This window comes from Stenotrophomonas sp. 17(2023) (genome assembly GCF_030345315.1).
GTDB classification, from domain to species: Bacteria; Pseudomonadota; Gammaproteobacteria; order Xanthomonadales; family Xanthomonadaceae; genus Stenotrophomonas; species Stenotrophomonas acidaminiphila.
Genome location: NZ_CP128405.1, coordinates 139,301 through 165,343 on the forward strand (window position 1 = coordinate 139,301; position 26,043 = coordinate 165,343).

The 26,043-nt window shown below is 67.5% G+C and carries 29 protein-coding genes; 10 read left to right on the forward strand and 19 right to left on the reverse strand.

Features of this window, described 5'->3' with window-relative positions; translation table 11 throughout:
• Nucleotides 1-17: 17 nt before the first annotated feature.
• From QQA12_RS00570 to QQA12_RS00580, 3 genes are all read right to left on the reverse strand, one after another.
• Nucleotides 18-1,280 carry a heme biosynthesis HemY N-terminal domain-containing protein gene (locus QQA12_RS00570; protein WP_343238625.1) on the reverse strand — a complete coding sequence of 421 codons (1,263 nt, stop codon included), beginning with the start codon at nucleotides 1,278-1,280 and terminating at the stop codon, nucleotides 18-20.
• A complete protein-coding gene (locus tag QQA12_RS00575; RefSeq protein WP_226050799.1) occupies nucleotides 1,277-2,257 on the reverse strand; it encodes a uroporphyrinogen-III C-methyltransferase in 981 nt (326 codons plus the stop codon). Before QQA12_RS00575 ends, QQA12_RS00570 begins: the two co-directional genes overlap by 4 nt.
• A 97-nt stretch (nucleotides 2,258-2,354) precedes the next feature.
• Nucleotides 2,355-3,140 (reverse strand): uroporphyrinogen-III synthase, encoded by a 786-nt coding sequence (locus tag QQA12_RS00580; protein ID WP_226050798.1) that lies wholly within the window; start codon nucleotides 3,138-3,140, stop codon nucleotides 2,355-2,357.
• A 47-nt stretch (nucleotides 3,141-3,187) separates the two neighbouring features.
• Here QQA12_RS00580 and QQA12_RS00585 point away from each other — a divergent pair, with 47 nt between their 5' ends.
• The 5 genes from QQA12_RS00585 to QQA12_RS00605 all read left to right on the forward strand — a co-directional run bounded on the left by QQA12_RS00585 (nucleotide 3,188) and on the right by QQA12_RS00605 (nucleotide 6,267).
• Entirely contained in the window at nucleotides 3,188-3,646 is a 459-nt protein-coding gene (locus QQA12_RS00585; protein ID WP_182335816.1) for a YiiD C-terminal domain-containing protein, read from the forward strand.
• A gap of 25 nt (nucleotides 3,647-3,671) precedes the next feature.
• On the forward strand, nucleotides 3,672-4,100 hold the full coding sequence (locus QQA12_RS00590) for a hypothetical protein (RefSeq protein WP_182335817.1): 429 nt from the start codon (nucleotides 3,672-3,674) through the stop codon (nucleotides 4,098-4,100).
• A gap of 64 nt (nucleotides 4,101-4,164) precedes the next feature.
• Nucleotides 4,165-4,602, forward strand: a complete 438-nt coding sequence (locus tag QQA12_RS00595; RefSeq protein ID WP_054662255.1) for a rhodanese-like domain-containing protein — start codon at nucleotides 4,165-4,167, stop codon at nucleotides 4,600-4,602.
• A gap of 104 nt (nucleotides 4,603-4,706) precedes the next feature.
• Nucleotides 4,707-5,219, forward strand: coding sequence for a protein-export chaperone SecB (gene secB, locus QQA12_RS00600; protein WP_104937701.1), 513 nt, complete (start codon nucleotides 4,707-4,709; stop codon nucleotides 5,217-5,219).
• Nucleotides 5,220-5,238: 19 nt separating this feature from the next.
• The gene (locus QQA12_RS00605) at nucleotides 5,239-6,267 is read left to right on the forward strand and encodes an NAD(P)H-dependent glycerol-3-phosphate dehydrogenase (protein ID WP_054662261.1); all 1,029 of its coding nucleotides are present in this window, start codon (nucleotides 5,239-5,241) and stop codon (nucleotides 6,265-6,267) included.
• 224 nt (nucleotides 6,268-6,491) lie between these two features.
• Here the strand turns inward: QQA12_RS00605 and QQA12_RS00610 are convergent, their stop codons facing one another.
• Nucleotides 6,492-7,064 carry an Ax21 family protein gene (locus tag QQA12_RS00610; protein WP_182335818.1) on the reverse strand — a complete coding sequence of 191 codons (573 nt, stop codon included), beginning with the start codon at nucleotides 7,062-7,064 and terminating at the stop codon, nucleotides 6,492-6,494.
• Nucleotides 7,065-7,439: 375 nt separating this feature from the next.
• Here QQA12_RS00610 and QQA12_RS00615 point away from each other — a divergent pair, with 375 nt between their 5' ends.
• The 4 genes from QQA12_RS00615 (at nucleotide 7,440) to QQA12_RS00630 (ending at nucleotide 11,983) form a co-directional block, all read left to right on the forward strand.
• The gene (locus QQA12_RS00615) at nucleotides 7,440-8,216 is read left to right on the forward strand and encodes a glucose 1-dehydrogenase (RefSeq protein ID WP_226050797.1); all 777 of its coding nucleotides are present in this window, start codon (nucleotides 7,440-7,442) and stop codon (nucleotides 8,214-8,216) included.
• Nucleotides 8,217-8,529: 313 nt separating this feature from the next.
• Nucleotides 8,530-8,949: an H-NS histone family protein gene (locus QQA12_RS00620; RefSeq protein WP_226050796.1), complete on the forward strand. Its 420-nt coding sequence runs from the start codon at nucleotides 8,530-8,532 to the stop codon at nucleotides 8,947-8,949.
• A gap of 266 nt (nucleotides 8,950-9,215) precedes the next feature.
• Nucleotides 9,216-9,968 carry a DNA-formamidopyrimidine glycosylase family protein gene (locus QQA12_RS00625; RefSeq protein WP_226050795.1) on the forward strand — a complete coding sequence of 251 codons (753 nt, stop codon included), beginning with the start codon at nucleotides 9,216-9,218 and terminating at the stop codon, nucleotides 9,966-9,968.
• Between the two features lie 128 nt (nucleotides 9,969-10,096).
• Nucleotides 10,097-11,983 carry an alpha/beta fold hydrolase gene (locus tag QQA12_RS00630; protein ID WP_267914020.1) on the forward strand — a complete coding sequence of 629 codons (1,887 nt, stop codon included), beginning with the start codon at nucleotides 10,097-10,099 and terminating at the stop codon, nucleotides 11,981-11,983.
• A gap of 51 nt (nucleotides 11,984-12,034) precedes the next feature.
• On the opposite strand, the gene QQA12_RS00635 is transcribed toward QQA12_RS00630, so the two are convergent.
• From QQA12_RS00635 to QQA12_RS00700, 14 genes are all read right to left on the reverse strand, one after another.
• On the reverse strand, nucleotides 12,035-12,448 hold the full coding sequence (locus QQA12_RS00635; RefSeq protein ID WP_226050793.1) for a c-type cytochrome: 414 nt from the start codon (nucleotides 12,446-12,448) through the stop codon (nucleotides 12,035-12,037).
• A 26-nt stretch (nucleotides 12,449-12,474) separates the two neighbouring features.
• Nucleotides 12,475-14,154, reverse strand: a complete 1,680-nt coding sequence (locus tag QQA12_RS00640) for an electron transfer flavoprotein-ubiquinone oxidoreductase (RefSeq protein WP_182335822.1) — start codon at nucleotides 14,152-14,154, stop codon at nucleotides 12,475-12,477.
• Between the two features lie 139 nt (nucleotides 14,155-14,293).
• Nucleotides 14,294-14,425, reverse strand: a complete 132-nt coding sequence (locus tag QQA12_RS00645; protein ID WP_263863269.1) for a hypothetical protein — start codon at nucleotides 14,423-14,425, stop codon at nucleotides 14,294-14,296.
• Between the two features lie 10 nt (nucleotides 14,426-14,435).
• A complete protein-coding gene (locus tag QQA12_RS00650; protein WP_056932080.1) occupies nucleotides 14,436-14,762 on the reverse strand; it encodes a carboxymuconolactone decarboxylase family protein in 327 nt (108 codons plus the stop codon).
• Between the two features lie 391 nt (nucleotides 14,763-15,153).
• Nucleotides 15,154-15,636 carry a GNAT family N-acetyltransferase gene (locus QQA12_RS00655; protein WP_226050792.1) on the reverse strand — a complete coding sequence of 161 codons (483 nt, stop codon included), beginning with the start codon at nucleotides 15,634-15,636 and terminating at the stop codon, nucleotides 15,154-15,156.
• Nucleotides 15,637-15,714: 78 nt separating this feature from the next.
• Complete coding sequence (locus QQA12_RS00660; RefSeq protein ID WP_054662284.1) at nucleotides 15,715-16,089, reverse strand: PH domain-containing protein; 375 nt, start codon at nucleotides 16,087-16,089, stop codon at nucleotides 15,715-15,717.
• A gap of 62 nt (nucleotides 16,090-16,151) precedes the next feature.
• Nucleotides 16,152-16,568, reverse strand: a complete 417-nt coding sequence (locus QQA12_RS00665; protein WP_226050791.1) for a hypothetical protein — start codon at nucleotides 16,566-16,568, stop codon at nucleotides 16,152-16,154.
• A 316-nt stretch (nucleotides 16,569-16,884) separates the two neighbouring features.
• On the reverse strand, nucleotides 16,885-17,517 hold the full coding sequence (gene catB / locus QQA12_RS00670; RefSeq protein WP_054662291.1) for a type B chloramphenicol O-acetyltransferase: 633 nt from the start codon (nucleotides 17,515-17,517) through the stop codon (nucleotides 16,885-16,887).
• 203 nt (nucleotides 17,518-17,720) lie between these two features.
• Nucleotides 17,721-18,263, reverse strand: coding sequence for a YdeI/OmpD-associated family protein (locus QQA12_RS00675; RefSeq protein WP_162486335.1), 543 nt, complete (start codon nucleotides 18,261-18,263; stop codon nucleotides 17,721-17,723).
• A gap of 500 nt (nucleotides 18,264-18,763) precedes the next feature.
• Nucleotides 18,764-19,108 (reverse strand): hypothetical protein, encoded by a 345-nt coding sequence (locus QQA12_RS00680; protein WP_226050790.1) that lies wholly within the window; start codon nucleotides 19,106-19,108, stop codon nucleotides 18,764-18,766.
• Nucleotides 19,109-19,866: 758 nt separating this feature from the next.
• On the reverse strand, nucleotides 19,867-20,229 hold the full coding sequence (locus QQA12_RS00685) for a DUF1801 domain-containing protein (protein ID WP_054662300.1): 363 nt from the start codon (nucleotides 20,227-20,229) through the stop codon (nucleotides 19,867-19,869).
• Between the two features lie 69 nt (nucleotides 20,230-20,298).
• On the reverse strand, nucleotides 20,299-20,895 hold the full coding sequence (locus QQA12_RS00690; protein ID WP_226050789.1) for a hypothetical protein: 597 nt from the start codon (nucleotides 20,893-20,895) through the stop codon (nucleotides 20,299-20,301).
• Between the two features lie 492 nt (nucleotides 20,896-21,387).
• Nucleotides 21,388-21,945: a hypothetical protein gene (locus QQA12_RS00695; RefSeq protein WP_226050788.1), complete on the reverse strand. Its 558-nt coding sequence runs from the start codon at nucleotides 21,943-21,945 to the stop codon at nucleotides 21,388-21,390.
• A gap of 68 nt (nucleotides 21,946-22,013) precedes the next feature.
• A complete protein-coding gene (locus QQA12_RS00700; protein ID WP_226050787.1) occupies nucleotides 22,014-22,847 on the reverse strand; it encodes a trypsin-like serine protease in 834 nt (277 codons plus the stop codon).
• 232 nt (nucleotides 22,848-23,079) lie between these two features.
• On the opposite strand from QQA12_RS00700, the gene QQA12_RS16460 reads away from it, so the two are divergent.
• Nucleotides 23,080-23,292, forward strand: coding sequence for a phage integrase N-terminal SAM-like domain-containing protein (locus tag QQA12_RS16460; protein ID WP_343238626.1), 213 nt, complete (start codon nucleotides 23,080-23,082; stop codon nucleotides 23,290-23,292).
• A 764-nt stretch (nucleotides 23,293-24,056) separates the two neighbouring features.
• Here the strand turns inward: QQA12_RS16460 and ilvD are convergent.
• The gene (gene ilvD / locus QQA12_RS00710; RefSeq protein ID WP_226050838.1) at nucleotides 24,057-25,895 is read right to left on the reverse strand and encodes a dihydroxy-acid dehydratase; all 1,839 of its coding nucleotides are present in this window, start codon (nucleotides 25,893-25,895) and stop codon (nucleotides 24,057-24,059) included.
• Between the last annotated feature and the right edge of the window lie 148 nt (nucleotides 25,896-26,043).

Consider the following 26,043-nt stretch of genomic DNA (forward strand, 5'->3'; position numbering starts at 1 on the left):
CGGCGGATTCTACGGGCTCAGTCCGGCAGGCGCGGGAAGCCGTGCGCGTCGCGTTCCTCGGCCACCGCCTGGTCCTGGATCTGCTGGCGCAGGTCGCGCCGCTGCAGCGGTTGCGCCGCGCGGCCGTGGCGGTGGTGCAGCGCATTGAGCAGGCACTGCCGCGCCAGCACGTCATCGCCCGCGGCGGCGAACCCTTCACCCAGTTCTTCCCAGGCTTCGGCGCCGGCGCCCTGGGCGATGGCGCGGTGCAGGAACTCCTCGGCCTGGGTCCATTGCCCCTGGCCCCGCGCCAGCCGTCCCAGGGTCAGCAGCAGTGCCGGGCTCGATGCATGCGACTGCAGCCAGCGCTGCGCACTGGCGCGGCGCGAGTCGAGCTTGTCCACCGGCAGCTCGCCGTAGAGCAGGATCAGGCCGTCGTCCCAGTGGTTGTCCAGGGCCTGCTCGATGCTGTGCAGGGCGGTGTCGTTCCAGTTCAGCGCCACTGCGCGGCGGGCGTAGCGCGCCACCGCCACGGGGGTCGCACGCAGCGCCTTGGGCAGCACTTCCCAGCGTGCGGCCAGGGTGTTGACGTTGTCGGCTTCGTCGAGCATCTGCAGGGCCAGGCGGGTTTCCAGCGCGGCCAGGGTGTCGGCGGGCAGCGCCTGCTGCTGGCGCAGCGCGCCGAGCTGGCCATAGGCCTCCTCGGCGCGGCCGGCGCGGGCCAGCGCATCGGTGCGCAGCCACAGCCCGCGCGGCGGCAGCGGCTGGATGGTCGCCAGGTCCAGGGCATCGATGGCCTGCTGCGGGTTGTCGCGCTGCAGCCAGCGTTCGGCGCTGTGCAGTGCGTGCAGGGTCGCATCCTGCGCGGCCAGTTGCTGCAGGTACTGGCCGGCACTGGCGCTGTCGTCCCGCGCTTCGGCCGCGCGCATCGCCGCCACCAGTGCCACCGCGCGTACTTCCTTCTCGCCTGCGGCGCTGGTCAGCAGCTTCTCGGCACGCTGCCATTGGCCCCCGTCCAGCGCCTGCAGGCCGTCGATCAGCCGGGCCCGGCCCTGCCGGCGGCGGTAGCGCGCCCAGCTGCGGAACGGTGCGCTGAGCAGCGTCCACAGCAGCCACAGCAGCAGGCCGGCGATCAGCAGCGCCAGCAATGCCTGCGGCAGGGTGGCGATGTAGTCGTTGCCGCCGGCGCGCACGATCACTTCGCCGATGCCGCGTACCGATTCCTGTCCCAGCCATTGCGCGCCGAGGATGCCGATGGCGGCCACCAGCAGCAGGACCAACAGCGAACGGAATGCATTCATGGCGCCACCTTCCCGTCGCGCATGGCGCGCAGTTGTTGCAGGGTGCTGCCCAGTTCGGGCAGCGCGATGCGCAGGTCGACGCCGCGCAGTTCCGCCAGCTTATGGCGCTGGCTGCGCCGTTGCGGTGAATCCGGCCACAGCCGCAGCAGCCAGCCGTCCACGCGCTGCAGCGCCTGCCGCCAGCCCTCGCTGTCGCCACGTTCCAGCGCGGCGCGCGCCAGGGTCAGTTCGACCTGCAGCGCGTCGCCTGCGGCGACACGTTCGGAGCCGGCCACCAGCACCTGCGGGTCGGCCGGGCGGATCTGCACCAGCGGCGAGAGCATCTGCTGCCACCACGCCGGCTGCGCGTCGACCACTTCCGTGCCCTGCGCCGGCAGCGAATCCAGCGCCGCGGCCCACTGCGCGAGCTGTCCGGCGGTGCGTACCCGCACGCCGGGGCCGAGCGCATCGATCGCGCTGCGTTCCTGCAGCAGCGCCTGCCGCAGGTTCAGGTAGCCCGGGCTGTCCATGCTCTCCAGTACGCCGGCGGCCAACCCATACAGGTGGCGGGCGCCGTCCAGGTCGCCGGCATACACCAGGCGCTGCTGGGCCTGGCTGAGCAGCAGTTCGGCTTCCTCGCGGCGCACCGCCTGCGCCCCCTGCTGCGAATGGTCGGCCAGGCGTGCCACGTTCTCCTCCAGCAGCGCGTTGCGCTGGCCCAGGCCGAGCACCTCGTCGCGCAGGATGCGGTGGGTGGCGGCGACATCCTGCAGGCCGCGGGCGTTGGCGCGCTGGTCGCGGCGCAGCGCCTCCACGGTCTGTTGCAGCGCGGTCAGTTGCTGGCCGGCAGTGGCGCGGGCGTACTCGGCCGTGCGCTGCGCCGCCTGCCAGCTGCGCCAGCCGAACCAGGCGGCCGCGGCCAGCGTGACCAGCAGCAGGATGGCGATGATCCAGCGCGCCATGGGGCGCCGCGAAGAAGGTGAGGAATCGTCGTTCATGGGGGTACGGCATCCTTGGCAGGCCGCCCAGCGGGCGGCGGCGGTGCGCTTCAAGCATCACCCGCGATGCAGCGCGGCTGCAAGCCGCGCGGACGGTTCAGGGCGCGTCGGGCGGGAACAGGGCGTTGCGGGCGGCGCTGGCGAGTTGGCCCGGCAGCGGGCCTGCGGCCACCTGCACCCGGGTGAATCCGAGCGCCGTCGCCTGTTCCGCCAGCCGCGCGCTGGCGGCGACCAGCGGCTGCTGCTGCCAGCGGCGGCGCAATGCCGGCGGTACCTGCGGCAGCACGCGCTCAAGCGCCTCACCGCTGCTGACCGCCAGTACGCTGGGGGCATCGAGCGCCTGCAGCCGCGACCACAGCGAGGCCGGCACCTGCAGCGGCACGCGTTCGTACACGTCCACGCGCAGCAGCTGCGCGCCGCGCGCCTGCACCTGGGCGGCGATCATGCCGCGGCCGCCGGGTGCGGTGACCAGCGCCACCCGTTTGCCATGCAGGTCGGCCATGGCCGGCAGCGCCAGCAGCCCTTCGCTGTCCATGCGCGCGGGCGCCGCCACGACGCCTGCGCCCCGGCGGCGCAGCGCGCGGGCGGTGCCCTGGCCGACCGCGACCAGGCTGCCGGCCTTCAATTGCCCAAGCGGCATCAACCGCGCCGCGGCCGCGGCCGCCGCCGGACTGGTGAACACCAGCCGGTCGCAGGCCTGCGCCAGCCGCAGCTGGTCGCGGGTCGCGGCATCGTCGCGGGCGCGCAGCCGCCACGGCGAAACCGCCACCGTGCGCGCGCCGCAGCGGGCCGCGGCGCGGCGCAGTCCGTCGTGCTGGCCGGAAGGACGCAGGGAGATCAGGTACCAGGCCGTGTCGGCCGGCACATAGGCGCGGCTGTTCATTCCATGCATTATGCGGGCGCTTTCCGTTTCCTGTTCCCGCACGCCCCATGTCCGATACCCCCGACCGCGACGCCCTGCTGCAGCGCCTGCAGGCCACCCTCGATGCAATGCCGCCGGTCGCGGCCATGGGCATCCGCATTGCCGGCTACGCCGACGGCACGCTGCGCCTGCGCGCGCCGCTGGCGGCCAACGTCAACGACAAGGGCAACGCCTTCGGCGGTAGCCTGGCCTCGGTGATGACCCTGGCCGGCTGGGCGCTGGTGAGCCTGCGCCTGGCGCTGGCCGGGCACGACGCGGAGGTCTACGTCGCCGACAGCAGCATCCGCTACCGGTCGCCGGTCTATGCCGACCTCGACGCCAGCGCATGCGCGGCCCCGGCGCAGGACTGGGACGGCTTCCTGGCCCTGTTCGACAAGCGTGGCCGGGCGCGCATCAGCGTCTGCGCGCAGATCGATGGCGGCGCGGCCGAGCTGGAAGGGCGCTTCGTGGCCCTGGCCAAAGGGTAGGATGGTCCGGTTCCGGGGAGATGCCATGCAACGACGACTGATCCTGTCCGCCATCGCCGCGCTGCTGGGCGTGGCCCTGACCGCCCAGGCCGCCGGCCCCAGCCGCGGCCAGCGCAACAAGCTCACCCAGACCCAGGAAGCCTACGTCGCGGCGGTGCGCTGGAGCGACTTCGAGGCCGCCGAGCGGTTCATCGACCCGGCCTACTGGCAGGCGCATCCGCTGACCGACCTGCAGCGCGAGCGCTACCGCCAGGTACAGGTCTCCAACTACCGCGAACGCTCCACCGGCGTGGCCGCGGACGGTGCCATCGAGCGCCGGGTGGAGATGGGCGTGATCAACCGCAACACCCTGGCCGAACGCACGGTGATGGTGACCGAGCGCTGGCGCTGGGACCCGGAAGCCAAGCGCTGGTGGCAGGCCCAGGGGCTGCCGGACCTGTGGCAGGGCCAATAGGGGCTGGCCGTCCCGCGGCCGGCTTGTGCGACAATCGCCGCCCGCTTGTCTACCCGTGACCCGAGTGAATTACGAAGAGCTGCTGGCCTTCGCTGGCCGAAACCCGATGTTGTCGCTGGCCTTCGCCGGCCTGACCATCGCCATCATCGTCACCGAGATCGCACGGCTGTTCCGCGGCTTCAAATCGATCAAGCCGGCCGAGCTGACCCACCTGATCAACGGCGGCAACACGGTGGTGATCGACCTGTCGGCGGGCAGCGACTTCGAGAAGGGCCACATCACCGGCAGCCGCAACGTGCAGCCGGCCCAGCTGACCCCGTCGCACAAGCTGCTGGCCCAGGCCCGGCAGTCCCCGGTGGTGCTGGTGTGCCGCACCGGCAACGCCTCGTCCAATGCCGCCAAGGTGCTGAAGAAGGCCGGTTTCGAGCAGGTGTTCGTGCTCGACGGCGGCCTGCCGGCCTGGCAGGCCGCGGACCTGCCCCTGGTGAAGGGCCGCGGCTGAGCCTTCATTTGAGGTTAAGCCCTTGTGTGGGGGCTGCAGCGCCCCCATCGCAGGTCTGGTAACAATCCCATTCAACGAACGAACCGTTCTGGAGTCCTAGAGAAATGTCCGAAGAGCACAACAACGCCGTCGCGGCCGAAGCCAACAACGGCCCGGCGTTCACCGTCGAGAAGATCTACGTCAAGGACGTTTCCTTCGAATCCCCGAACTCGCCGACCATCTTCAACGAGAACGTGCAGCCGGACCTGCAGCTGAACCTGAACCAGAAGGTGCAGCGCCTGTCCGAGAACGCCTTCGAGGTGGTGCTGGGCGTGACCCTGACCTGCAAGGCCGGCGACAAGACCGCCTACGTGGCCGAAGTGGAGCAGGCCGGCGTGTTCGGCCTGATCGGCCTGGAGCCGCAGGCGATCGACGTGCTGCTCGGCACCCAGTGCCCGAACATCCTGTTCCCGTACGTGCGCTCGATGGTGTCGGACCTGATCCAGGCCGGTGGCTTCCCGCCGTTCTACCTGCAGCCGATCAACTTCGAAGGCCTGTACGCCGAAACCCTGCGCCAGCGCCAGCAGCAGGCCGACGGCGCGTCGCTGGCCGACTCCGAGCCGGCCGGCAACGCCTGACCCGGGTCCATCCCTGCGGATGAGTACCAACGACGCGGAAAAGATCGCCGTCCTCGGCGCGGGCTCCTGGGGCACCGCGCTGGCCAGCCTGCTGGCACGGCATGGTCACCCGACCGTGCTGTGGGGGCGCGACGCGAACGTGGTCGAGGCGATCGACCGTCGTCACGAGAATCCCCGGTACCTGCCGGGGATTCCGCTGCCCGATTCCCTGCGCGCCAGCACCGACCTGGCCGGCACCGTCGCCGGTGCCCGCTGGATCCTGGTGGTGGTGCCGTCGCATGCCTTCGGCGAGACCGTGCGTGCGCTGGCGCCGCTGCTGCCGGCCGGTGCCGGCGTGGCCTGGGCGACCAAGGGCTTCGAGCCCGGCTCCGGCCGCTTCCTGCATGAGGTCGCGCGCGAGGTGCTGGGCCCGGACGTGCCGCTGGCGGTGGTCACCGGCCCGTCCTTCGCCAAGGAGGTCACCCTGGGCCTGCCCACGGCGATCACCGTGCACGGCGACGATGCCGACTTCACCCAGCAGGTGGCCGATGCGATGCATGGCCCGGCGTTCCGCGCCTATACCGGCGAGGACATGGTCGGTGCCGAGCTGGGCGGGGCCATGAAGAACGTGCTGGCGGTGGCCACCGGTGTGGCCGACGGCATGCAGCTGGGCCTGAACGCCCGCGCCGGCCTGATCACCCGTGGCCTGAACGAAATGCTGCGGCTGGCCGCGGCCATCGGCGGCAAGCCCGAGACCCTGATGGGCCTGGCCGGGCTGGGCGACCTGGTGCTGACCAGTACCGGCGACCTGTCGCGCAACCGGCGGCTGGGGCTGGCGCTGGGACGCGGCCAGAGCCTGGCCGAGGCGGTGAAGGAGATCGGCCAGGTGGTCGAGTCGGTGCAGACCGCCGACGAGGTCATGCGCCAGGCCGGCCGCCACGGCATCGACCTGCCGATTTCCAAGGCGGTGCAGTCGGTTCTGCACGGCGAGCTGAGCCCTTCCGAGGGCCTGAAGCAGTTGCTGGCACGCGAGCAGAAGCCGGAGTACCCGGAAACGCTGTTCAAGTAGAAATCGGCGAAGATGAAGAAAAAAGCCCGGCGATGCCGGGCTTTTTGTTGCCATCTTGCGGGCGCCCGCAGGCCCGGACGCAAGTGCGCATTCCGCCCCGCTTCGCCGGACCTGTCCTGCCGTCAGCGGCGCTGGCGCAAAAGAAAGAGCCCGGTCGGGGAGGACCGGGCTCCGGGGGCGCGGGGGAGAGAGAGCACGCGCCCTTGAAACGATGTCGCGATGGCTTACCAGGTGAAGCGCGGGCCGACGAACCACTCCTTGTCGCCGCCCTTGCCCAGCTTCACTTCGCCGCTCACGCCCCAGTTGGCGTTGAACTTGGCGGCGGCGCCGACGCGGCCGTAGAACTCGCCGTCCGGGTTGTAGCCGGCCTTCTTGCTGTAATCCTCGTAACCGGCCAGCGCATAGCCTTCGATCATCGGGGTGAAGGCGGTACGCACGCCGACTTCGGCGCTGTAGCCGTTGAGGGTCGGGGCGTTCTGCAGGTCGAAGCGCTGGTAGGCCACGCGGGCCAGCAGGTCGGTGTTCGGGGCCACGCCGTAGTTGTAGCCCACGCCCACGCGCCACTGGTCGACGTCATTCTTGAACTTATCGGTCTCCTGGGCGCTGTAGTCGCCGAAGACATGGAAGTTCGGGTGCACCGCCACCGAACCCTTCACCTTCCAGCCATCGGCGTCGCCGCCCTTGGCATCGGTGTTCACGTAACCACCTTCCACGTAGTTGTAGGACAGGCCATCGGTCGCCGACGCAGCGAACGGCAGGGCGGCCAGCAGGCCCAGAGCGATCAGGGAAGTCTTCATTACGGATTACCTTTTTTATTTTGGTTTGATCGATCCGGCGGATGCGGCTTGCCGGTCGACAGGTGTGAATTATCCGTTAGCCAACGGAATCGCCCCTGAATATCAAACTGACCAGTACATAAATTAGATGGCGCCGCCGGGAACTTCCCGGCGGTTCCCCCAATTGGGCTGCCGGACAGCGTCACCGGCACTGCCGGGCCCCTGCGCGGCGTGCGCGGCAACGGGCCCGCTGGCGCTTGCCGGTGGCGCTTTCACCCCGGATTTCCTCCCGCTCCGGCCCGGCAACCGGACCGGGCCGGGCCGGGCACCGCTTCGGCCTGAGCGGGGCGTGCCCGGCCTGACCGGGCGCGCGCCCTCACCCGCAAGGAGACGCCCATGAACCCGAACCCGTTGTTCGATCTCACTGGAAAAACCGCCATCGTCACCGGCGGTGGCAACGGCATCGGCCGCGCCAGTGCGTTGATGCTGGCCGCCCATGGTGCGGCGGTGGCGATCGCCGACCTGAAGCTGGCCGATGCCCAGAGCGTGGCCGCCGAGATCACCGCCAACGGTGGCCGGGCGCTGGCGCTGGAATGCAACGTACTCAAGGACGAGGACCTGGTGCGCACCGTGGAGCGCACCGCCGCCGAGCTGGGCGGCATCCACATCCTGGTCAACAACGCCGGCGGCGGTGGCGCCGGGCGCGAGAACCCGTTCGAGATCACCGTGCAGCAGTTCGAGCGGCCGTTCGAGATCAACGTGTTCAGCGCGTGGCGGCTGGCCCAGCTGTGCGCCCCGCACATGAAGAAGGGCGGCTACGGCTCGATCATCAACATGTCCTCGATGAGCTCGATCAACAAGAGCCCGGCCATCAGCGCCTATGCCGCCTCCAAGGCCGCGATCAACCACATGACCGCCAACCTGGCCCATGACTACGGCCCGGACAACATCCGCATCAACGCGGTGGGCCCCGGCGCGGTGCGCACCGCGGCGCTGGCGACGGTGCTGACTCCGGAGATCGAGCAGCGGATGCTGTCGCACACGCCGATCAGGCGCCTGGGCGAGCCGGACGACATCGCCGGGGCGGTGCTGTATTTCGCCGCGCCGATTTCCAGCTGGGTCAGCGGGCAGATCCTGTTCGTCAACGGCGGTGGCGTGCAGACCCTGGATTGAAGCCGCACGCGGCTGCCACCGCGGATTACCCCGGCAGCGATGACCGGTAGTCGAGCACCGCCCTGCGGTACCGTGGGGCGGACGTCGTGTTGGGCATGAGTGGGGCCGGTACCCGCCTGTGGGGCTTCCAGGAAGGCATCCGCGGGACCGCGCGTCCCACGCGATGCCGCTGCCGCGCGGCGCCGTGGAGCAGGCGTCGCCCGCCGCGGTGCCGGCCCGGCGACCGATCCTGCCTGGCGGGAGCCAAAGCGGGCCCTGCGTGCAGGTGCAATCATTCCTTGACACCCGTGCGGCCCGAACTGAGGCTAGCCCCATGCCTATCGACCTGACCCCACTGAGCGTCCGCGAACTGGACGCGCTGATCCGTGACGCCCGCGCGCGGCACACGACCCTCACCGAGCGCCCGCCCGCGGCCCAGGTCAGGCGCCTGCTGGCGGCCCAGGCACGCGCTGCCGGGTACGCGATCGAGGAGATCTTCGGGGCCGACGCCGCCACGGCGCCCCCGGAACCCAAGGCCCGCGCCCGGCGCAAGCGCGGCAAGGTCGAGCCGAAGTACCGCGACCCCGACAATCGCCGCAACACCTGGACCGGCCGCGGCCGGATGCCACGCTGGCTTGCGGCGAAGACGAAGCACGGCCGCAGCGTGGCCGACTTCCTGATCCCGGGCGTGGCCAGGCTCACCCCGAAGGCGCAGGCGGCCACCGGCCGGCGCCGGCTGGTCAAGCACAGCTGAGTCCCACGGCGCGGCGCGCGGTGGCGCCGCGGCCGGCATCCGTTGCCCACGCAACAGGCGCCACGGGCGGTGGTGGTCGGAGTGGCTGGCTTCACGCCCGCACCTACGCCGGTTCACCGGCGCATGACAAACGCGATGGGACGGTAGCCGCTCCGCATCAGGAGCGCCCATGTCACCACGCATTCCTCTCCGTCTGATGCTGTTACCCCCTCGCAGGCGCCTGGCGTCAGCGTACGGATCCGCTGCCCGGACGTGCGCTGGGCGCCATGCCTGAAGGGCCGTCGATCGTGCTGCTGCGTGAGGCGGCCGGGCGGTTCACCGGCTGCACCGTGCGCGAGGTCGGCGGCAACTCCCGCCAGCCGCTGGCGCGCATGCACGGCTGCCGGGTGCGGGCCGTGCGCAGCTGGGGCAAGCACTTCCTGCTGGAATTCGACGACTTCAGCCTGCGCATCCACCTGATGATGTTCGGCAGCTGGCTGGTCGACCAGCGCAAGCCGGCAGCCCCCCGGGTGGCGCTGCGCTTCGACAACGGCGAGCTCAACGTCTATGCGTGCTCGGTGATGTTCATCGAGCAGCCGCTGGACCAGGTGTACGACTGGCGCGCGGACGTGATGAGCGATTGCTGGGACCCGGCCCTGGCCCGCCGCAAGCTCGAGGCCTCGCCCGCCACACTGGTCTGCGATGCGTTGCTGGACCAGCAGATATTCTCCGGCGTGGGCAACATCATCAAGAACGAGGTGCTGTTCCGCATCCGCGTGCATCCGGCTACCCGCGTCGGCGACCTGCCGCCTCGCAGGCTGGGCCAGCTGATCGCGCAGGCACGCCGGTACAGTTTCGAGTTCCTCGCCTGGAAGCGCGCGTTCGTGCTGAAGAAGCACTGGCAGGTACATACCCGCCGGACCTGCCCGGCCTGTGGTGGGCCGATCAGCAAGCTCTACATGGGCAGGACACGGCGCCGCACATTCTTCTGTGGCCGTTGCCAGGCACTCGGTGGCGCCGGCGATGCGCCACCGTCCTGAGCCCCTCCGCGCCCTTCCCGGGAACCGGTCTTTGGCCTACGCTGCGCCCACTACGTGGCTTCTGGAGTGTTGTCATGGGAAGGGGATGGTGCGGGCTCGTGTTGCTGTTGGCAGGGACGTTGGCGGGCATGGCGGGGGTGCCGTCGGCACAGGCCCAGGCATTGCCGGTGGAGGCATTCGCCAAGGCCAGCCCGTTCTCGATGCCGCGGCTGTCGCCGACCGGCGACTACCTGGCGCTCTCGACCGATTTCGGCCAGGGCAACCACGCCGTGCAGGTGCTGCGCCTGTCGGACATGCAGCGGATGGCGGTACTGCGCCTGCCGCGCTACGAAAGCCCGTTCCAGATCGTGTGGGTAGGTGACGGGCGCCTGGTGGTGGCCAAGGGCCGCAAGTACGGCTCGCTGGAGAAGCCGCTGCCCACCGGCGAGATCATCGCCAGCGATTTCGATGGCCAGAACCAGCGCTACATCTACGGCTACGAGCAGCAGAACGCCGCGGCCGGCCTGGATCGCGGCTTCGGCTACATCGAGAGCGTGGCCGAGAGCAACGATGGCCGCTTCTACATGCGCCAGCTCAAGCGCAACCCGACCTCGTCCATGCTCTACGTGGTCGATACGCAGCGCCCGACGTTCAAGCTCATCGCCGACATCAACGTGCCGCAGCTGGAGTTCGTGATCGACCGCAATGGCGTCGCGCGCTATGCATGGGGGCGCGATGATGACGACACCCATCTGCTGTACCGGTCCGATGATGGCAGGCGCTGGCAGCCGCTGGCGCCGCCGCAGGCCGGAAGCATCTGGACGCCCATGTCGTTCTCGGCGGACAACACCAGGGTGTATGGCGCGCTCAGCCACGCCGACGGGCCGTCGCAGCTGGTGTTGAGCGACCTGGATGGGGGCAACGCGGAGGTGCTCGTTGGCGATGGCTTTTCGAGCGTCGGCCTGACGCAGTGGACCGGCCATCCATCGATACCGTTCGCCGCCGCGGCGCAGGGCGGTCGTCCGCGGCTGGTCTACTTCGACCCGGGCCGCCCCGAGGCCGAGTTGCACAGGACACTGGCGGGACTGCTGCCGCAGCAGCACGTGACCTTCGTCGATGTCAGCCGCAATGGCCAGGTGGTGCTGGTGCACATCGCCAGCGACCGCGACCCCGGCAGCTGGTATGTGTTGAAGCGCTCCACGAACAAGCTGGAGAAGGTGCTGCAGTCGCGCGACGGGATCGACCCGGCACTGATGGCCGAGCGGCGCCCGGTGCGCTTCAAGGCCAGCGACGGGGTCGAACTGGAGGCGATGCTCACGATCCCGCGCAACGGCGACGGTCGCCGCCTTCCCGTCGTGGTGCTGCCGCATGGCGGCCCGCACGGGGTCAGCGACGACTGGTTCTACGATACCGACGCGCAGTTCCTGGCCAACCGCGGCTACCTGGTGGTCCAGGTCAACTACCGCGGCAGCGGTGGGCGCGGGCGTGCGTTCGAGCGCCTGGGCTACCTGCAATGGGGCACGCGCATCCAGCAGGACCTGCTGGACGGGCTGGACCATGCGGTTGCCGCCGGGCTTGCCGATCCGCAGCGGGTCTGCGCGTACGGCGCGAGCTTCGGCGCCTACTCGGCGATGATGCTGGCCGCGCGCGCACCCGGGCGGATCCGTTGCGCGGTGGGCCTGGCCGGCGTCTACGACCTGAAGATGATGTACAGGAAGGGCGACATCAAGGACAGCGCCTATGGGCGCAACTACCTGGAGCGGGTGATCGGCCGCAGCGACGACGAGCTGCTGGCGAACTCGCCGGCGAACCTGGCGGCGGCCATCAAGGCGCCGGTGCTGCTGGTGCATGGCGAACGCGATGAACGCACGCCGATCGCACAGGCCAACGCCATGCGTGCGGCGCTGGTAGCGGCGGGCAACGCGCCGCGCTGGATGGCGGTCGCGGGCGAGGGCCACGGCTTCTACAACGACGACAACAGCATCGCCTTCTATCGCGCGCTGGAGGAGTTTTTGCGCGAGCACATCGGGAGCTGAGCGCGGCCGCGGTCGCGACCATCCGCCTCCGGCGTGGTCGCGCGGGCCCGGCTAGCGCGGTGGTTGCGACAGGTACTCGATCACCGCCCTGCGGCGTTGCGGGTCGGACGTCGCGTTGGGCATGCGGGTGCCGGGCACCTGCTTCTGCGGCGAGGCCAGGAAGGCATCCAGGGTCCGCGCATCCCAGACGATGCCGCTGGCGCGCATCGCCCCGGAGTAGGCGTAGCCCGGCGCGGTGCCGGCCCGCCGGCCGATCACGCCATGCAGGTTGGGCCCGACCCGGTGGCCCAGGTCGGCGCGGGTATCGTGGCAGCCCGCGCAGATGGCGAAGGCGCGCTCCAGCTCGCGTTGATGCGGCGTGGCGTCGGCGGCGTGGTTGAACGCATCGCGCTGGCCGCAGGCGCCGAGCACCAGGCACGCCGCCGCCAGCGACAGGCGCCGCAGCGTCGCCGCCACGGAATCCATGCCCCGGGGCCGGCCGCCGTGGCGCATCACATCGCCGGGTAGTTGGGTCCGCCGCCGCCCTGCGGGGTCACCCACACGATGTTCTGGGTCGGGTCCTTGATGTCGCAGGTCTTGCAGTGCACGCAGTTCTGCGCGTTGACCTGCAGGCGCGTGTCCGCGCCCTCGCCGACGAATTCGTACACGCCCGCCGGGCAGTAGCGCGCTTCCGGGCCGGCGTACTCGGCCAGGTTGATGCGCACCGGCACCGTGGGGTCCTTCAGCGTCAGGTGGCTTGGCTGGTCTTCCTCGTGGTTGGTCGAGGACAGGAACACCGAGCTGAGCCGGTCGAAGGTCAGCACGTTGTCCGGCTTCGGGTACTCGATCTTCGCGTGCCTGCTGGCCGGCTCCAGGCACTCGTGGTCGGCCTTGGCGCGGTGGATCGTCCACGGTGCGTTGCGCACGCCCAGCTTGGGCAGCAGCCACTGCTCGATGCCGGTCATCAGCGTGGCCAGGGTGCGGCCCTTCTTGAACCACTGCTTGAAGTTCTTGGACTGCAGCAGCTCGGTCTTGAGCCAGCTGTTCTCGAACGCCTCCGGGTAGGCGGCCAGTTCGTCGCGCGAGCGGCCGGCCACCAGCGCCTCGAACGCCGCCTCGGCGGCCAGCATGCCGGTCTTGATCGCGGCGTGGCTGCCCTTGATGCGGCTGACGTTGAGGTAGCCGGCCTCGCAGCCGACCAGCGCGCCGCCCGGGAACACGGTCCTGGGCAGCGACAGGATGCCGCCGGCGGTGATCGCGCGCGCGCCGTAGGCGATGCGCTTGCCGCCTTCCAGGTGCTTGCGGATCGACGGGTGGGTCTTGAAGCGCTGGAACTCCTCGAACGGGCTCAGCCACGGGTTGCGGTAGTCCAGCCCGACCACATAGCCGATCGAGACCTTGCCGCCGTCGGCGTGGTACAGGAACGCGCCGCCGTAGGTATCGTCGTCCAGCGGCCAGCCGGCCGCGTGCACCACCAGCCCCGGCTCGTGCTTGGCCGGGTCGATCTGCCACAGTTCCTTGATGCCGATGCCGTAGGACTGCGGATCCTTGCCTGCATCGAGCTTGAAGCGGCTGATCAGCTGGCGGCCGAGGTGGCCGCGCGCGCCTTCGGCGAAGATCGTGTAGCGCGCATGCAGCTCCATGCCGCGCTCGAAGTTCGGGCCCGGCGTGCCGTCCTTGTGGATGCCCATGTCGCCGGTGGCCACGCCCATCACCGCGCCGTTGTCGTCGTACAGCACCTCGGCGGCGGCGAAGCCGGGGAAGATCGCCACTTCCAGCGCCTCGGCCTGCTGCGCCAGCCAGCGCGTCACCTCGCCCAGGCTGACGATGTAGTTGCCGTGGTTCTGGAAGCACTCGGGCAGCAGCCAGTTGGGAGTGGCCTTGGCGCCGGTGGCGTCCAGGAACAGGAACTCGTCGCGGGTCACCGCCTGCTTCAGCGGCGCGCCCTTGGCCTGCCAGTCGGGGAACAGCTCGGCCAGCGCACGCGGGTCCATCACCGCGCCGGACAGGATGTGTGCGCCCGGCTCGGAGCCCTTCTCCAGCACGCACACCGACAGCTCCTGGCCCTTCTCCACTGCCAGCTGGCGCAGGCGGATGGCGGTGGCCAGGCCGGCCGGGCCGGCGCCGACGATCACCACGTCGAACTCCATCGCTTCGCGCGGCGGAAGGGCGGAGGAGGCTTCAGTATTCATGCGGGGACTCTTGGCTGGGGCCGGCGACGGCGTGGCGACGGGCTGAACGCCCATTTTCACCGACCCGGCGGCGATGTTCCAATCCGCGCGGAATCAGGGGGCGTAGCCGCTGCCGCTGCCGCATGGCCGGGGCGGTGCGTCAGGCGCTGTCGCGTGGCCCGTGTTCCTTCAGGAACTCGACGATGGCAGGTGGCATCGGGCGGCATCCACACGCCGCGGCGTGCGCCAGGTGCCAGGCGACGCGCTGCTGGAACGTGGCATTGGGTGGCATGCGGTTGTGCTCATGCCAGGCTTTGTTGGTCGTTCCCATCGTAAGCCTCCATGGCGGCCGGAAGCGCGCCGATCACGACCGCGCCGGCGGCGGGCAGGCCCACGAGCACCGCGCTGAGCACTTCCTGGCGCGATGCCCCCTGCGCCTTTGCCGACAGTACGTGGAACGGAATGCCGGAGCTGTTGCCGGTGGCGGCGAGCACTGCGATATAGGCCAGCTCGGCGGTCTTGCCGTCAAGCGCGCCGCTGCCATCCAGTGCGTCGGCGACCCCGCGCCAGGCGCCGGCGACGGCAGGCGCTTCACGCATGAACATCGCAAATGCTTTCGATACGCTCATGGGACCTTCCTATGTGGGCGTCGCGCCGTGCAACGCCTGGGCGCATCGGGATGATATCGGCATCGCCGACGGCATGAGGGCCCGCCGGGCCTCGCCGCCGCCATCGTCGTCTGCCGGGGAGCCGCCGGGTGGGAATCTCCGGCATGCGCCGGTGCCGCGCCGCCGTTGCGGCCGCCATGGATGAGAGCCTGCCCGGGGGCGCGTGCACGGACCTCGAACCCTGCCGCCGATGCGATCCAAGGCAGGCCGCTCCCTCGGGGATGCCGACGAAGTCCGCGACCGTGGCCGGCATTGCGTGGACGTGCAACGGCGTCCGCGCGGAGCGGCGCCAGCGGGGGCGGGCTGCACCGGCCGGTGCACGCCAGACCGGTGCGGCCGGTGGGCCGGAAAGTCAGGCCGTACTGTCCTGCGGAACCAACGGCCTGACCATGAAGACATTGAACGCCGTGGCCGTGTACTCGCCGAACGGGCCGCACCAGGCAAAGCCATTGCGCAGGTACAACGCGTGGGCGGCGGCAAACGGCGCACCGGTTCCGGTTTCCAGGTACAGGTGGGTGTGCCCCCTGTCGCGTGCCACGCGGAAGATCTCGTCCAGCACCGCCTGGCCGACGCCACGACGAAGGAACGCCGGCCGCGTGCGCATCGACTTGATCTCGCTGGCGTGGTCGCCCAGCGCCTTCAGTGCACCGCAGCCACACAGCTGGCCGTCCAGCCACGCCGACCAGAAGGTGATTCCCGGGGCCCGCAGGCTGTCGAGCGCCAGCGCATGGACGTGGCCTGCGGGGGTATTGCCGTGCATGCCGGCCAGGTGCTCGGTGACGAGCGCCTGGACCTGCGGCGAGGACAGGTCGTCGGGGCGGACGATGATCGACATGGTGGGGTGTCTGCGTTGTCGGGTGCTGCGACCGATGGTGTGGAACGTGGCACCGGCCCGGCAGGCGGATCAGCCCTGTCAGGCCAGAAGCACTGCCTCGGCGATCAGCCGGTCGAGCCGGCGCACGTCGATACCCTTGTTGAGATTGACCTTGATGTGGCCCGCCTTGGTCCACAACTCGATCTCCGAGTTGAAGTTGAAGATGCCGTGCCCGTTCTCGGACGACCACATGTAGATGGACGAATACGGCAACGAATAGATCTCCACCTTCTTGCCGGTGAAGCCCTGGGCATCCCTGACGATCAGGCGCTTGTTGGTAAAGATGGCCGCGTCGCGGAAGGTCTTGTATGCGGCGATTGCCGTTTCACCGGCGACCAACAGCTCATGCACGTCATTCGGGACCGGGCATTCGGACACCAGGGTCCACGCCAGGATTGCGGCGGTTTCCGCCATTGCCTGTTTCTCCTTGGGTAGCAGCCGCGCGGGTATCGCGCCGCATGCAAGTGCGCAGTGCGCTAGCCGATTTCGACCCGCTTGAGCGGGGTGCCGACGATGCTCCCGTCCGCGCGCCTGTCGAGCTTGAGGAGCAGCACGAACGAAGTCAGGGTGCTGCCGATCTCGCGCGGATGCGCACTGCGGTCCTTCGCCTCGATGAAGTAGCACCACGGCTCGTAGCCCTGCTCGAACACCAGTGCCAGCTTCGCATCCTGGTCATTCCTGGCCGGCGACTTGCCGCCTTGCTCGTTGATGCCCCACTCCGGCCCCTGGACGAGGTAGGCCTTCGCGCCATCGTGCGTGCAGCTGTTGTCGGTCCAGATGCTGAAATACACCTTGCGCTCGGAATCGTTGACCCCGCACCAGCTCCACACGGTGTTCAACTGCACTGCACCCAGCCGATCCATCAGCTGCGAGCGGTTCTGGGGTCTGGCCATGTCGTTCCTCGGATGCGCAGCGGGTATCGAGCCGCGCGTTGCGGCAACCGGCCGAGTATGGCCGCTCGCAAAGGTGTTGTGAATCAGGAAACCCTGCGCCGGTTGCTGCATTGCATGGTGCTGCCGCACCCGCCTGGTCTCCACGGTGGCGCGCCACTGCGCGGTCGGGCCGGGAGTGCCGCGGAGTCGCACTTCGGACGGAGCGGCAGGATCACCTTGCCCCGTGGCGTGGCGATCCTGGCGCCGCGGGCCCGGTCCGCCACGTGGCCGCTGTTGGCGGACACGTGGGTCTGCGCGGATCCACGCCGGCCGGGGTTCAGGCGGAATTGCCGCGCCAGTAGGCGTGCAGGCCGACAATGTCGGATGTGCACAGCAGGGGCATTGCGGCCTCGATCCTGTCGATCGGCCAATCCCACCACTTCATCTCAAGCAGCAACGCTATCTCCGCATCGGAAAAGCGCTTCCTGATCTGTTTCGAAGGGTTTCCGCCCACGATCGAATACGGCTCGACATCCCGTGTGACCAATGCGCGGCTGCCGATCACCGCGCCATGCCCGATCCGCACGCCGGGCATGATCATCGCTTCGGACCCCACCCAGACGTCGCTGCCCAGCACCGTATCGCCTGCCCGCTGGAACGCATCGTGCGCGTTCGAGAACGCGCGCTCTTCCTTCATGTAGAAAAACGGAAAGGAAGATGCCCAGTCATGCCGATGGCCCTGGTTGCCAGCCATGATGAAGCAGGCACCGGAACCAATGGAACAGAAGCTGCCGATGATCAGCTGGTCGACGTCGTCGCGATCCGGCAGCAGATAGCGTGCGCAATCGTCGAACGAATGGCCGTGGTAGTAGCCGGAGTAATAGCTGTATCGCCCGACCTTGATGTTCGGGTTCGTCACCTGCTCGGAGAGCAACTTGCCCTTGAACGGGCTGTCGAAGTAGTTGGTCATGAGGATCTCGTGTCGTACGCACACTACCTGCTGGAGATTGGTCGCGCAGCGCCGGACTACCGATGCCCGCATGGATGGACCTGCAGCGATGCATCGCGTGAAGCGGACGTCCTGACGCTGGGGAATCTACACGGCTGCATGGGCCGTGTGGCGCCACAAAATACAGTGGTCCTGATCGACATGCCAGGCACCCGCGCCGATGTCTAGCCGCTCTCCTCCGCGGGGCAGGCGAGCGCCTTGCTGTAGAAGCCCGATGGATCGAAGCAGCACACGCGCTTCTTTCCCTTCTCGAGCATGTCGATCGCGTTGGCGGCCCGTTCGTGCCGCGTTGCCTCCTGCTTGGCGGATTCCATCCAGTGAACCCAGTCGATCCTGGCCAGCGTGGTCGTGCCCGCCCAGGTCGCCCGTGCGGACGGACTTCCGTCCAGGAGCACCTGGAAGTAGTCGGGCAGTGCCGGATCGGGTTGCTCATCCAGCTTGGCCAGCGTGAACAGCGCATTGCTTCCCGCCGCCAGTGCTTCCTTCCTGATGACGCCGGGTGGGACGATGAACCAATGCCCGAGCTTGCCATCGGGCTCCATCCGCGCATCGAAATGACTTGTGCCGATGGACACGTGGGCCGTCATCCTGCCGCGTCGCAGATGGGATCTGCTCACTTCGGGTGGAACCGTGGCGAACGAGAACGCCCGGCCCGCCGCGACGAGGACCGGGCTGCAAAACGTGGTCGGCTGCTTCTTGTTGGGCATGCGGCACGCTCCTGTCGATATCCCTGGCACCTGGGCTGAGCTGCGGTGCCTGGCGGCCCCAGTTCGAGTGGATTGCCAGGTGGCGATGCGGTGGATCAGGCAGACCTTTGACCAGCAGAAACCACACATGACCCGGATAGCCGCGCCAGTGTCATTGCCTGCCGTCCGGTCGCTGTCCTTCCGCCACGAATCCTCGCATGCCTTGCACCCGTCCTGCAGCTTTGGATCATCGGGGTCATTGTCGGGCCGATGCAGGCCCGCATCTTCTCACCCATGACGCCCTGCGCCGCACCAGACTGGCACCCGACACCGCGGCACTGGCCGGCTCAACGCAACGGGCATCCGCCGGCCGGCAATGAGACGCTGGTCGCGGTCCTTTCGGACAGGAAGCCGGGTACGCAGGACATGCGCGTCTGATGGACGACACAATGCGCGGCGGTTGCAGGCCTGACCCAGGTGCCAAGGCAACGACGCCGCACGGCGGTGTCGGCAGCGAAGGGCTAGCAGGTGTTTGCGCCCAGGTGCATCAGCACCTCATCCCAGCAACCCTGCACTTCCTCGACGAGTACCGTTGGCCCTGTTCGGCGAGCCACGCCCTGCGAGGGGCGAATGTTGGCCACAAGCCACTCCCGGCTCCAGCCCGCCCACTCCCCGGCAACCGATTGCAGATTGCGGTGAAGAACGGGAAAGACCTCGTTCCACAAGACCGCTTCCGCTTCCAGTCGGGTAACACCGGACGCCCTGACAACGCGCGCCACGTGCTGATACACGGCTTCGTCCAGCTCGGTATCCAGGAAAAATTCGGAGAAGGCCTCCCACAGCGCCACCCGCGTGTCTGCATCCATCGACGGTTCTCCAAGGTGCCAGGCACCCGCATCAGGCCGGACCGCTGGCTGGCGCCGGCCCGAATGAAAAGGATGGAGTGTGTACTGCGCACCGGGGAACACCCAAAATATGGACAAGCGCCTCGCGGCGCCCACGCGAGAACGCGACCCGGAGTATCTGAACAAGCAATGCGATGGCAAGCCCTAGAAAAGCCATTGGACCTATTCCATCGCGAAAGAAGAATGCGGCGACTGCAAATGCCGGCAAAACACCGGGAAGGGTCTTGTCCGTCTCGAGGACACGTTGTGATCTCTGTCCCATGACAATCAACACAGTCATGCCGATCCGGAAGGTGGCGTCGGCTTGAATGAACTCATGGGTCTACATCCCTGGAATGGTTTCACGGTAGTGTCCGTCCCTTGTGTAGACAAAGATGATCTCGTCCCCGATGCGTTGCGCACAGGTTCCGGAGCTGTCGTTTGGCACCAGGAAATGTATGCCAACAAGAATCTGGCCATCGTTACTCTCTGAAGCTATGACATGGCAGTTGCGGGCATTTGGGCCGCAACGACCTTTGCTTCGTACCAAGGCATCACTAATGGCAGCGGCTTCAGTCCCAGTGCGACTGCCGGGCGAAATACTCCCAGGACAGGCGACTGGCTCATGGCGTCCACATGAGCAGAGAAGGGAAACTATGGACATGGCGACGAACAGTCTCATGTAGGCCTGGATCCCGAATTCAGCCCCGTTGCGAAGCGGTATCGACCTGATTGAATCATCAGGCACCACTCCTCGCAGCCTCCAGGGCCAACGGAAGGTAATGGGCCAACGCTTTTGCCCTGATGTCATCTGCCGAGCGCAGCTTGAGATGCCTTCGGCCTTTGCCGCCGCCTTCCAGGTGGCCGGCAGTGTCTTTGATCCTGGCGCCGCTGCCAAATTCAACCGAGACATGCTGCTTGTAGGCGAAGACGCCACAGAACTGCACGCCTGAGGCGAAGAGAATGCCGCCGTATTTGACCTCCTCGGTCACGGACGGAATGGTCTCCCTGACGAGCTTGCGAACGGACTCAACCAATGAGAACTGCTCGTCGCCGAGCAGGCGAACGTCATCCAGGAGTTCTTTGACGGACTTCGTGGCCATGATGTGGTACCTGACTGTGGAATCAATCCGACCCGTGGGGCGGGATGGACTCGAATGAACGGTTGGGCTTCAAGTCATGGCCTTGATTCGTTGGACCCAGGTGTCGCCTGGAAACAACTCACCCCACAGGGCCGCCAGTTCTTTCGCCTTCTCTGGATTTTCTGCGGCGATCTCAAAAAACCTGAGCTTCGGTTCGACCCCGCCCTCTCCACGAGGACTCCCTTCAAAGTCCTTTGGATCGAATTGAGCAACGAAATCCTTCGGCAATCTGTGCGGGAAAAGAGCCTTAAGTGCGGCTGCCTTGTTCTTCAGGGCCGTCGGGTTCTTTTCTGACAGGACTATTTCCGCTGCCTTCAACTCGAACTGTGCAATGGCTGACTTCTCCTGTGACTCCCGCTGCAGCCGTGATTGTTCGGCCTGGTTCCGGATGCCTAGTGCGAAGGTTATGGCTGCGACCATCAGGGGGACCATGAATGCCGCACCGCTGATCCATGCTTTCTGCCGCTCTACGTGGAGCTTTTCCATCTCAATGCGTTTCTCGAACTCAAATTTCTGCATCTCGATCTGAGTATCTGCCCCTGGTGGCTGCTCTGCCGCGCTCTGGGCGCGTATGGAGAACGGCGAGAGCGCGAGCATGGTGGCGAGGAGTATCGTCTTGAATTTCATCGTGATCTCTCAATTGAAGCCTGATGGCTGAATCAAGCTGGCCGGCGAAATGGCATCGGCTTGAATGAGTTGCTAGGGCTGATATGCAAACGCCGCGACTACGAGCCCAACGACTATCAGTGACGACAGTGCCGCCGACAGCCGCCGATGGGAAGGCGAAAGCCGATAAGCGGAAACGCCAGCGGCCAGAAATGACACAATGATTGCCAGAATCACGAGCGAGGCCTCTGCAACCGGGAACCAGCCAGTGGAACAAACAATGGATTCCACAGAATAGTCCGGCTGTGAGAAGTCTGTGGTGGACTCAGTGACGCGTAATGAATCTGGACACGCCGACAGCGCCGCAAAACGCCCCAACGGGTAGAGCGACCATGACGCCAGGACGACGAGCGCAATGACCGGGCCTAGCAGCAACCAGCGCAAAGTCGGTCTCATGGGCCATGACACCTGAGTGAAGTCTCGCCGCGAAGCGGCGTCGGCTTGGAAGAGTTGTCAGGACCCAAGTCTGGCTGCCACGTAATTTCCCTTGCGGAATTCGGGGTCGTCTGAGATGCCTGTTACGTGCAAGTCGTACGGGAAACCCGAGGTTGCCACATGGAGGACTACGCCCTTTGCATCACGGAAGCGAACGCCGCCCAGGTAGCGGCAGACTGCACTAGCGGAGGCAGAAGCCGAGCCCGGAGCTCCTGCACATTGGACGACCGGGCCTGACCCCAGAGTTGACCCGGCCGGAATTGCAGGATCGATCCAGTCCTCCGTAAGGAGTGGAACCACTTCCACTGGGCCGGTGAGCAGGAGCTCATGGTGCGCTGTTGGGTTCATGCGCTCTGCAGGTCGAACATGCAGGGTGAAGACCTCAAACTTGAATTCCAGGTCTTCGCCGCGCGCGCTTAGCTCAATCCAGCGGCCATCCGCACACTGCAGGAAAAGCTGCGTACACTTCGCCAGATGCGGGAACGTTCGGCACGTGGCAGCGGACACGACCCCATGCTTGAGCTGGTGGAGCGTTGCTAGAGTTTCCGGGTCAGGCGCGAGGTCGTAGCTGTTCATGGGGTCTGACACCTGAGTCACGTCGTGCCGTGAAGCGGCGTCGGCTTGAACGAATTGCCAGCCGACACTTACGGCCGTTTGAAAATAATGTTTTCAATCCAGTCTTTGTAATGGCTGAGGCGGACATTGCAAGTGATTTGACCATAACGCCCGGGTGTTCTGTCGATGCTTTGTGGATCTGACCAAGAAGTCACCCCGGCCAACAACAACTCCTTCTCAGTCTGCAGCAGGGCCGGCCCGCCGCTGTCGCCGCTTCCTGACCCGCCCTCAAGGAGAAGGGCATCCGACGGTTTGTCGAACATATAGCAGAGCCAGCGACCATCAGCGCTTGTGACTTTGTTGTACGCACGGCGAAGTTCAGTGCGATGGGAGCTGCTGAATTCGTATCCGGTGACACCGTTGCCCGTGGCACCTTTTCCTATGACCTTGATGATTTGACCGAACTCGTCATCGCTCTTGTTGATTGCGACCGGAGAGACGTCAGCTACGGGTTGTGCCAGTTTGAGAAGTGCGATGTCATCCGAAGAGGAGAGTAGCACCCTGAAAAGGGTCCAATCCCAAGTGGCAAGCGCTTGGTCAAGCAGATTTTGTGGCGGCTTTTTATATCCGGGGTGTATCACAAGACGTTCAACATCTCGTGGCACACCGGCAATGGTTACCTGTGCAATTTCAGATTGCCATGTGACGGCGTGGGCGGCGGTAACCACCCATTGCGGAGCAATCAACACGCCGTGTCCCTCGCCAGGCATGTCAACCAGCGCAGAAAACTCAGACGACGGGACTCGATACTTTGAGTCATCAACGTCATCACGAATGACGATTGCGCTTGCACTGAAGGATATGGCAAGCAATGCGAGGAACCACAGCCTGAGCAGGCACGATTTCTTCGGGGGTGCCATCATGGGAGCCAACACCTATTCAGCCGCCTATCAGTTGCGTCTTTCCAAGTATGGCAGGCTTCCATCCGGCTCGTGAGCCGGATAAACCCTGACGGGCATCAACGGGTTGCGTGATGGTGGAGGGCTTCGTATCGCCTGCACGATGACAGCGTTACGGGGCAGGAATGCTGCCCATGGTTTACCCCCTCGAACCGCCGGTGTATCGAAATCCGGGTCACCGCGCCTGCTCGACCGGATGCATGAGCAGATCCGGCTATGGCATTACAGCGCCGGTACCGGACGGGCCTGTGTGGGGTGGGGCCGCCGTTTCATCAGCGCCAACGGCAAGCGTCGCCCGGGGGCGCTGGGAGCGAAGGAGGTCGAGGCGTCTCTCACCTCGCTGGCAACCACGTCGAATGTGGCCGCGGCCACCCGGAACCAGGCATTGTCGGCGTTGCTGTTTCCTTAACGGGTGGTGCTGGGGGGTTGAACTGCCGCAGATGGCAGAAGTGGTGCGTGGCAGGCGGCTCCGCCGGCTGCCAGTGGTGTTGTCGCAGGAGGAAGTGGCGCGGCTGCCGCAGGCATTGCCGGAGCGGGAGCGGGAGTCGATGGCGCGCCTGCGGTACCGAACCGGCATGTGCCTGCTGGAACGCCAGCGCCTGCGAATCAAGTGCGTGGATTTCGTCGGTAGGGAAATCAGCGGGCACAGTGACAAGGGCGGCCGTGACCGGTGCGTGCCCCTGCCGGAATCTCTGCGTGGGCGCCGCTGCGGCAGCGCAGGCGGTCGCTGGTGCTGCAGGGCCAGGATCCGGCCGGCGGCAATGGCCGGGTCCACCTGCCACACGCGTCGGCACGCAAGTACCCCGGTGCCGATGGCGGGCCGGGTTGGCCGTACCTGTTTCCCTTCTGGCGCGTGTCCGTCGGTCCGCGCACTGGCCGGGCCGGGCGCCACCCTGTAGCTGGGGAAACCCGAGGTGGGCCATCCAAGGTTGCGCACGCGCGTGCGTGCATCGCCAAGCCCGCCACCCACTGCGCGTTGCGGTATCCGTTCGCCACGCACTTGCTGGGGCCGCCTACGGTATCCGCACGGTGCAGGCGCTGCCCGGCCCTTGGGAAGTGGCGACCAAGCAGATCCACACGCACGTGCTGGGCCGTGGCACCGGCGGTCTGCCGGTTCCGTTGGAGCGATTGCCGGGTGCCGTAAAGCCGATCTGAGCGGGCCCGGGCGTGGCGTCAGCCGTCGAGCAATGCCTTGTCGCGTACGGCGCCCTTGTCCGCACTGGTCGCGAGCAGCGCGTACGCCTTCAACGCGGTGCTGACCTTGCGCGGGCGTGGCTGTGCCGGCTTCCAGCCGCGCGCGGCCTGCTCGTCGCGGCGGCGGGCGAGTTCGGCGTCGTCCACCAGCAGGTGGATGCCACGCTGCGGAATGTCGATACGGATGCGGTCACCGTCGCGGACCAGGCCGATGCTGCCGCCGGCGGCGGCTTCCGGCGAGCAGTGGCCGATGCTCAGGCCCGAGGTGCCGCCGGAGAAGCGGCCGTCGGTGAGCAGTGCGCAGGCCTTGCCCAGGCCCTTGGACTTCAGGTAGCTGGTGGGGTAGAGCATTTCCTGCATGCCGGGGCCGCCCTTGGGGCCTTCGTAACGGATCACCACCACGTCGCCGGCCTGCACCTCGTTGCCGAGGATGCCCTTCACCGCGGCGTCCTGGCTTTCATAGACGCGGGCGCTGCCCTCGAACACGTGGATGGATTCGTCCACGCCGGCGGTCTTGACCACGCAGCCGTCGGCGGCGAGGTTGCCGTACAGCACCGCCAGCCCGCCTTCGCTGGAGAAGGCATGGGCGACGTCGCGGATGCAGCCGTCGGCACGGTCGGTGTCCAGCGACGGCCAGCGCGTGCTCTGGCTGAAGGCCACCTGGGTGGGAATGCCCGCCGGGCCGGCCTTGTAGAACTGGTGGACCGCCGCGTCCTGCACCTGGGTCACGTCCCAGCGCGCGATGGCGTCGCCCAGGGTGCGGCTGTGCACGGTCGGCACGCCGGTGTGCAGCAGCCCGCCGCGCGCGAGTTCGCCGAGGATGGCCATGATGCCGCCGGCGCGGTGCACGTCCTCGATGTGGTACTTCTGCGTGTTCGGCGCCACCTTGCACAGCTGCGGCACGCGCCGCGACAGGCGGTCGATGTCGCGCAGGTCGAAGGCCACTTCCGCTTCCTGCGCGGCGGCCAGCAGGTGCAGGATGGTGTTGGTCGAGCCGCCCATGGCGATGTCCAGGGTCATCGCGTTCTCGAACGCCTCGAACGTGGCGATGCCGCGCGGCAGCGCGCTGGCGTCCTCGCCGCCGTACCAGCGGTGGCACAGTTCCACCACCAGCCGCCCGGCGCGCTTGAACAGCGCCTCGCGGTCGCTGTGGGTGGCCACCACGGTGCCGTTGCCCGGCAGCGACAGGCCCAGCGCTTCGGTCAGGCAGTTCATCGAGTTGGCGGTGAACATGCCGCTGCACGAGCCGCAGGTCGGGCAGGCGCTGCGCTCGATGGCGGCCACCTGGGCATCGCTGACCGATTCGTCGCCGGCCGCGACCATCGCGTCGATCAGGTCGAGCTTGTGCTCTGCCAGCCGGGTCTTGCCGGCTTCCATCGGCCCGCCGGAGACGAACACCACCGGGATGTTCAGCCGCAGTGCGGCCATCAGCATGCCGGGGGTGATCTTGTCGCAGTTGGAGATGCACACCAGCGCGTCGGCGCAGTGCGCGTTGACCATGTACTCGACCGAGTCGGCGATGATCTCGCGGCTGGGCAGCGAGTACAGCATGCCGTCGTGGCCCATCGCGATGCCGTCGTCCACGGCGATGGTGTCGAACTCCTTGGCCACGCCGCCGGCCGCCTCGATCTCGCGCGCCACCAGCTGGCCGAGGTCCTTCAGGTGCACGTGCCCGGGCACGAACTGGGTGAAGGAATTGGCCACGGCGATGATCGGCTTGTGGAAGTCGCCATCGGTCATGCCGGTGGCGCGCCACAGGGCGCGGGCGCCGGCCATGTTGCGGCCGGCGGTGGAGGTTTTCGAGCGGTAGTCGGGCATGGGGAAGGCAGCGGAACGCAATGCCATCGATTCTGCATGAAGAACCCGGTTGCTGTTGCAACCATCGCGGCGCGCACGCCGGTGCCGGCGTGTGGCCTGCCAGGCCTGCGCCGGCCCGGCTGCTGGCCCGTCGGCCCGGCCTTTACCT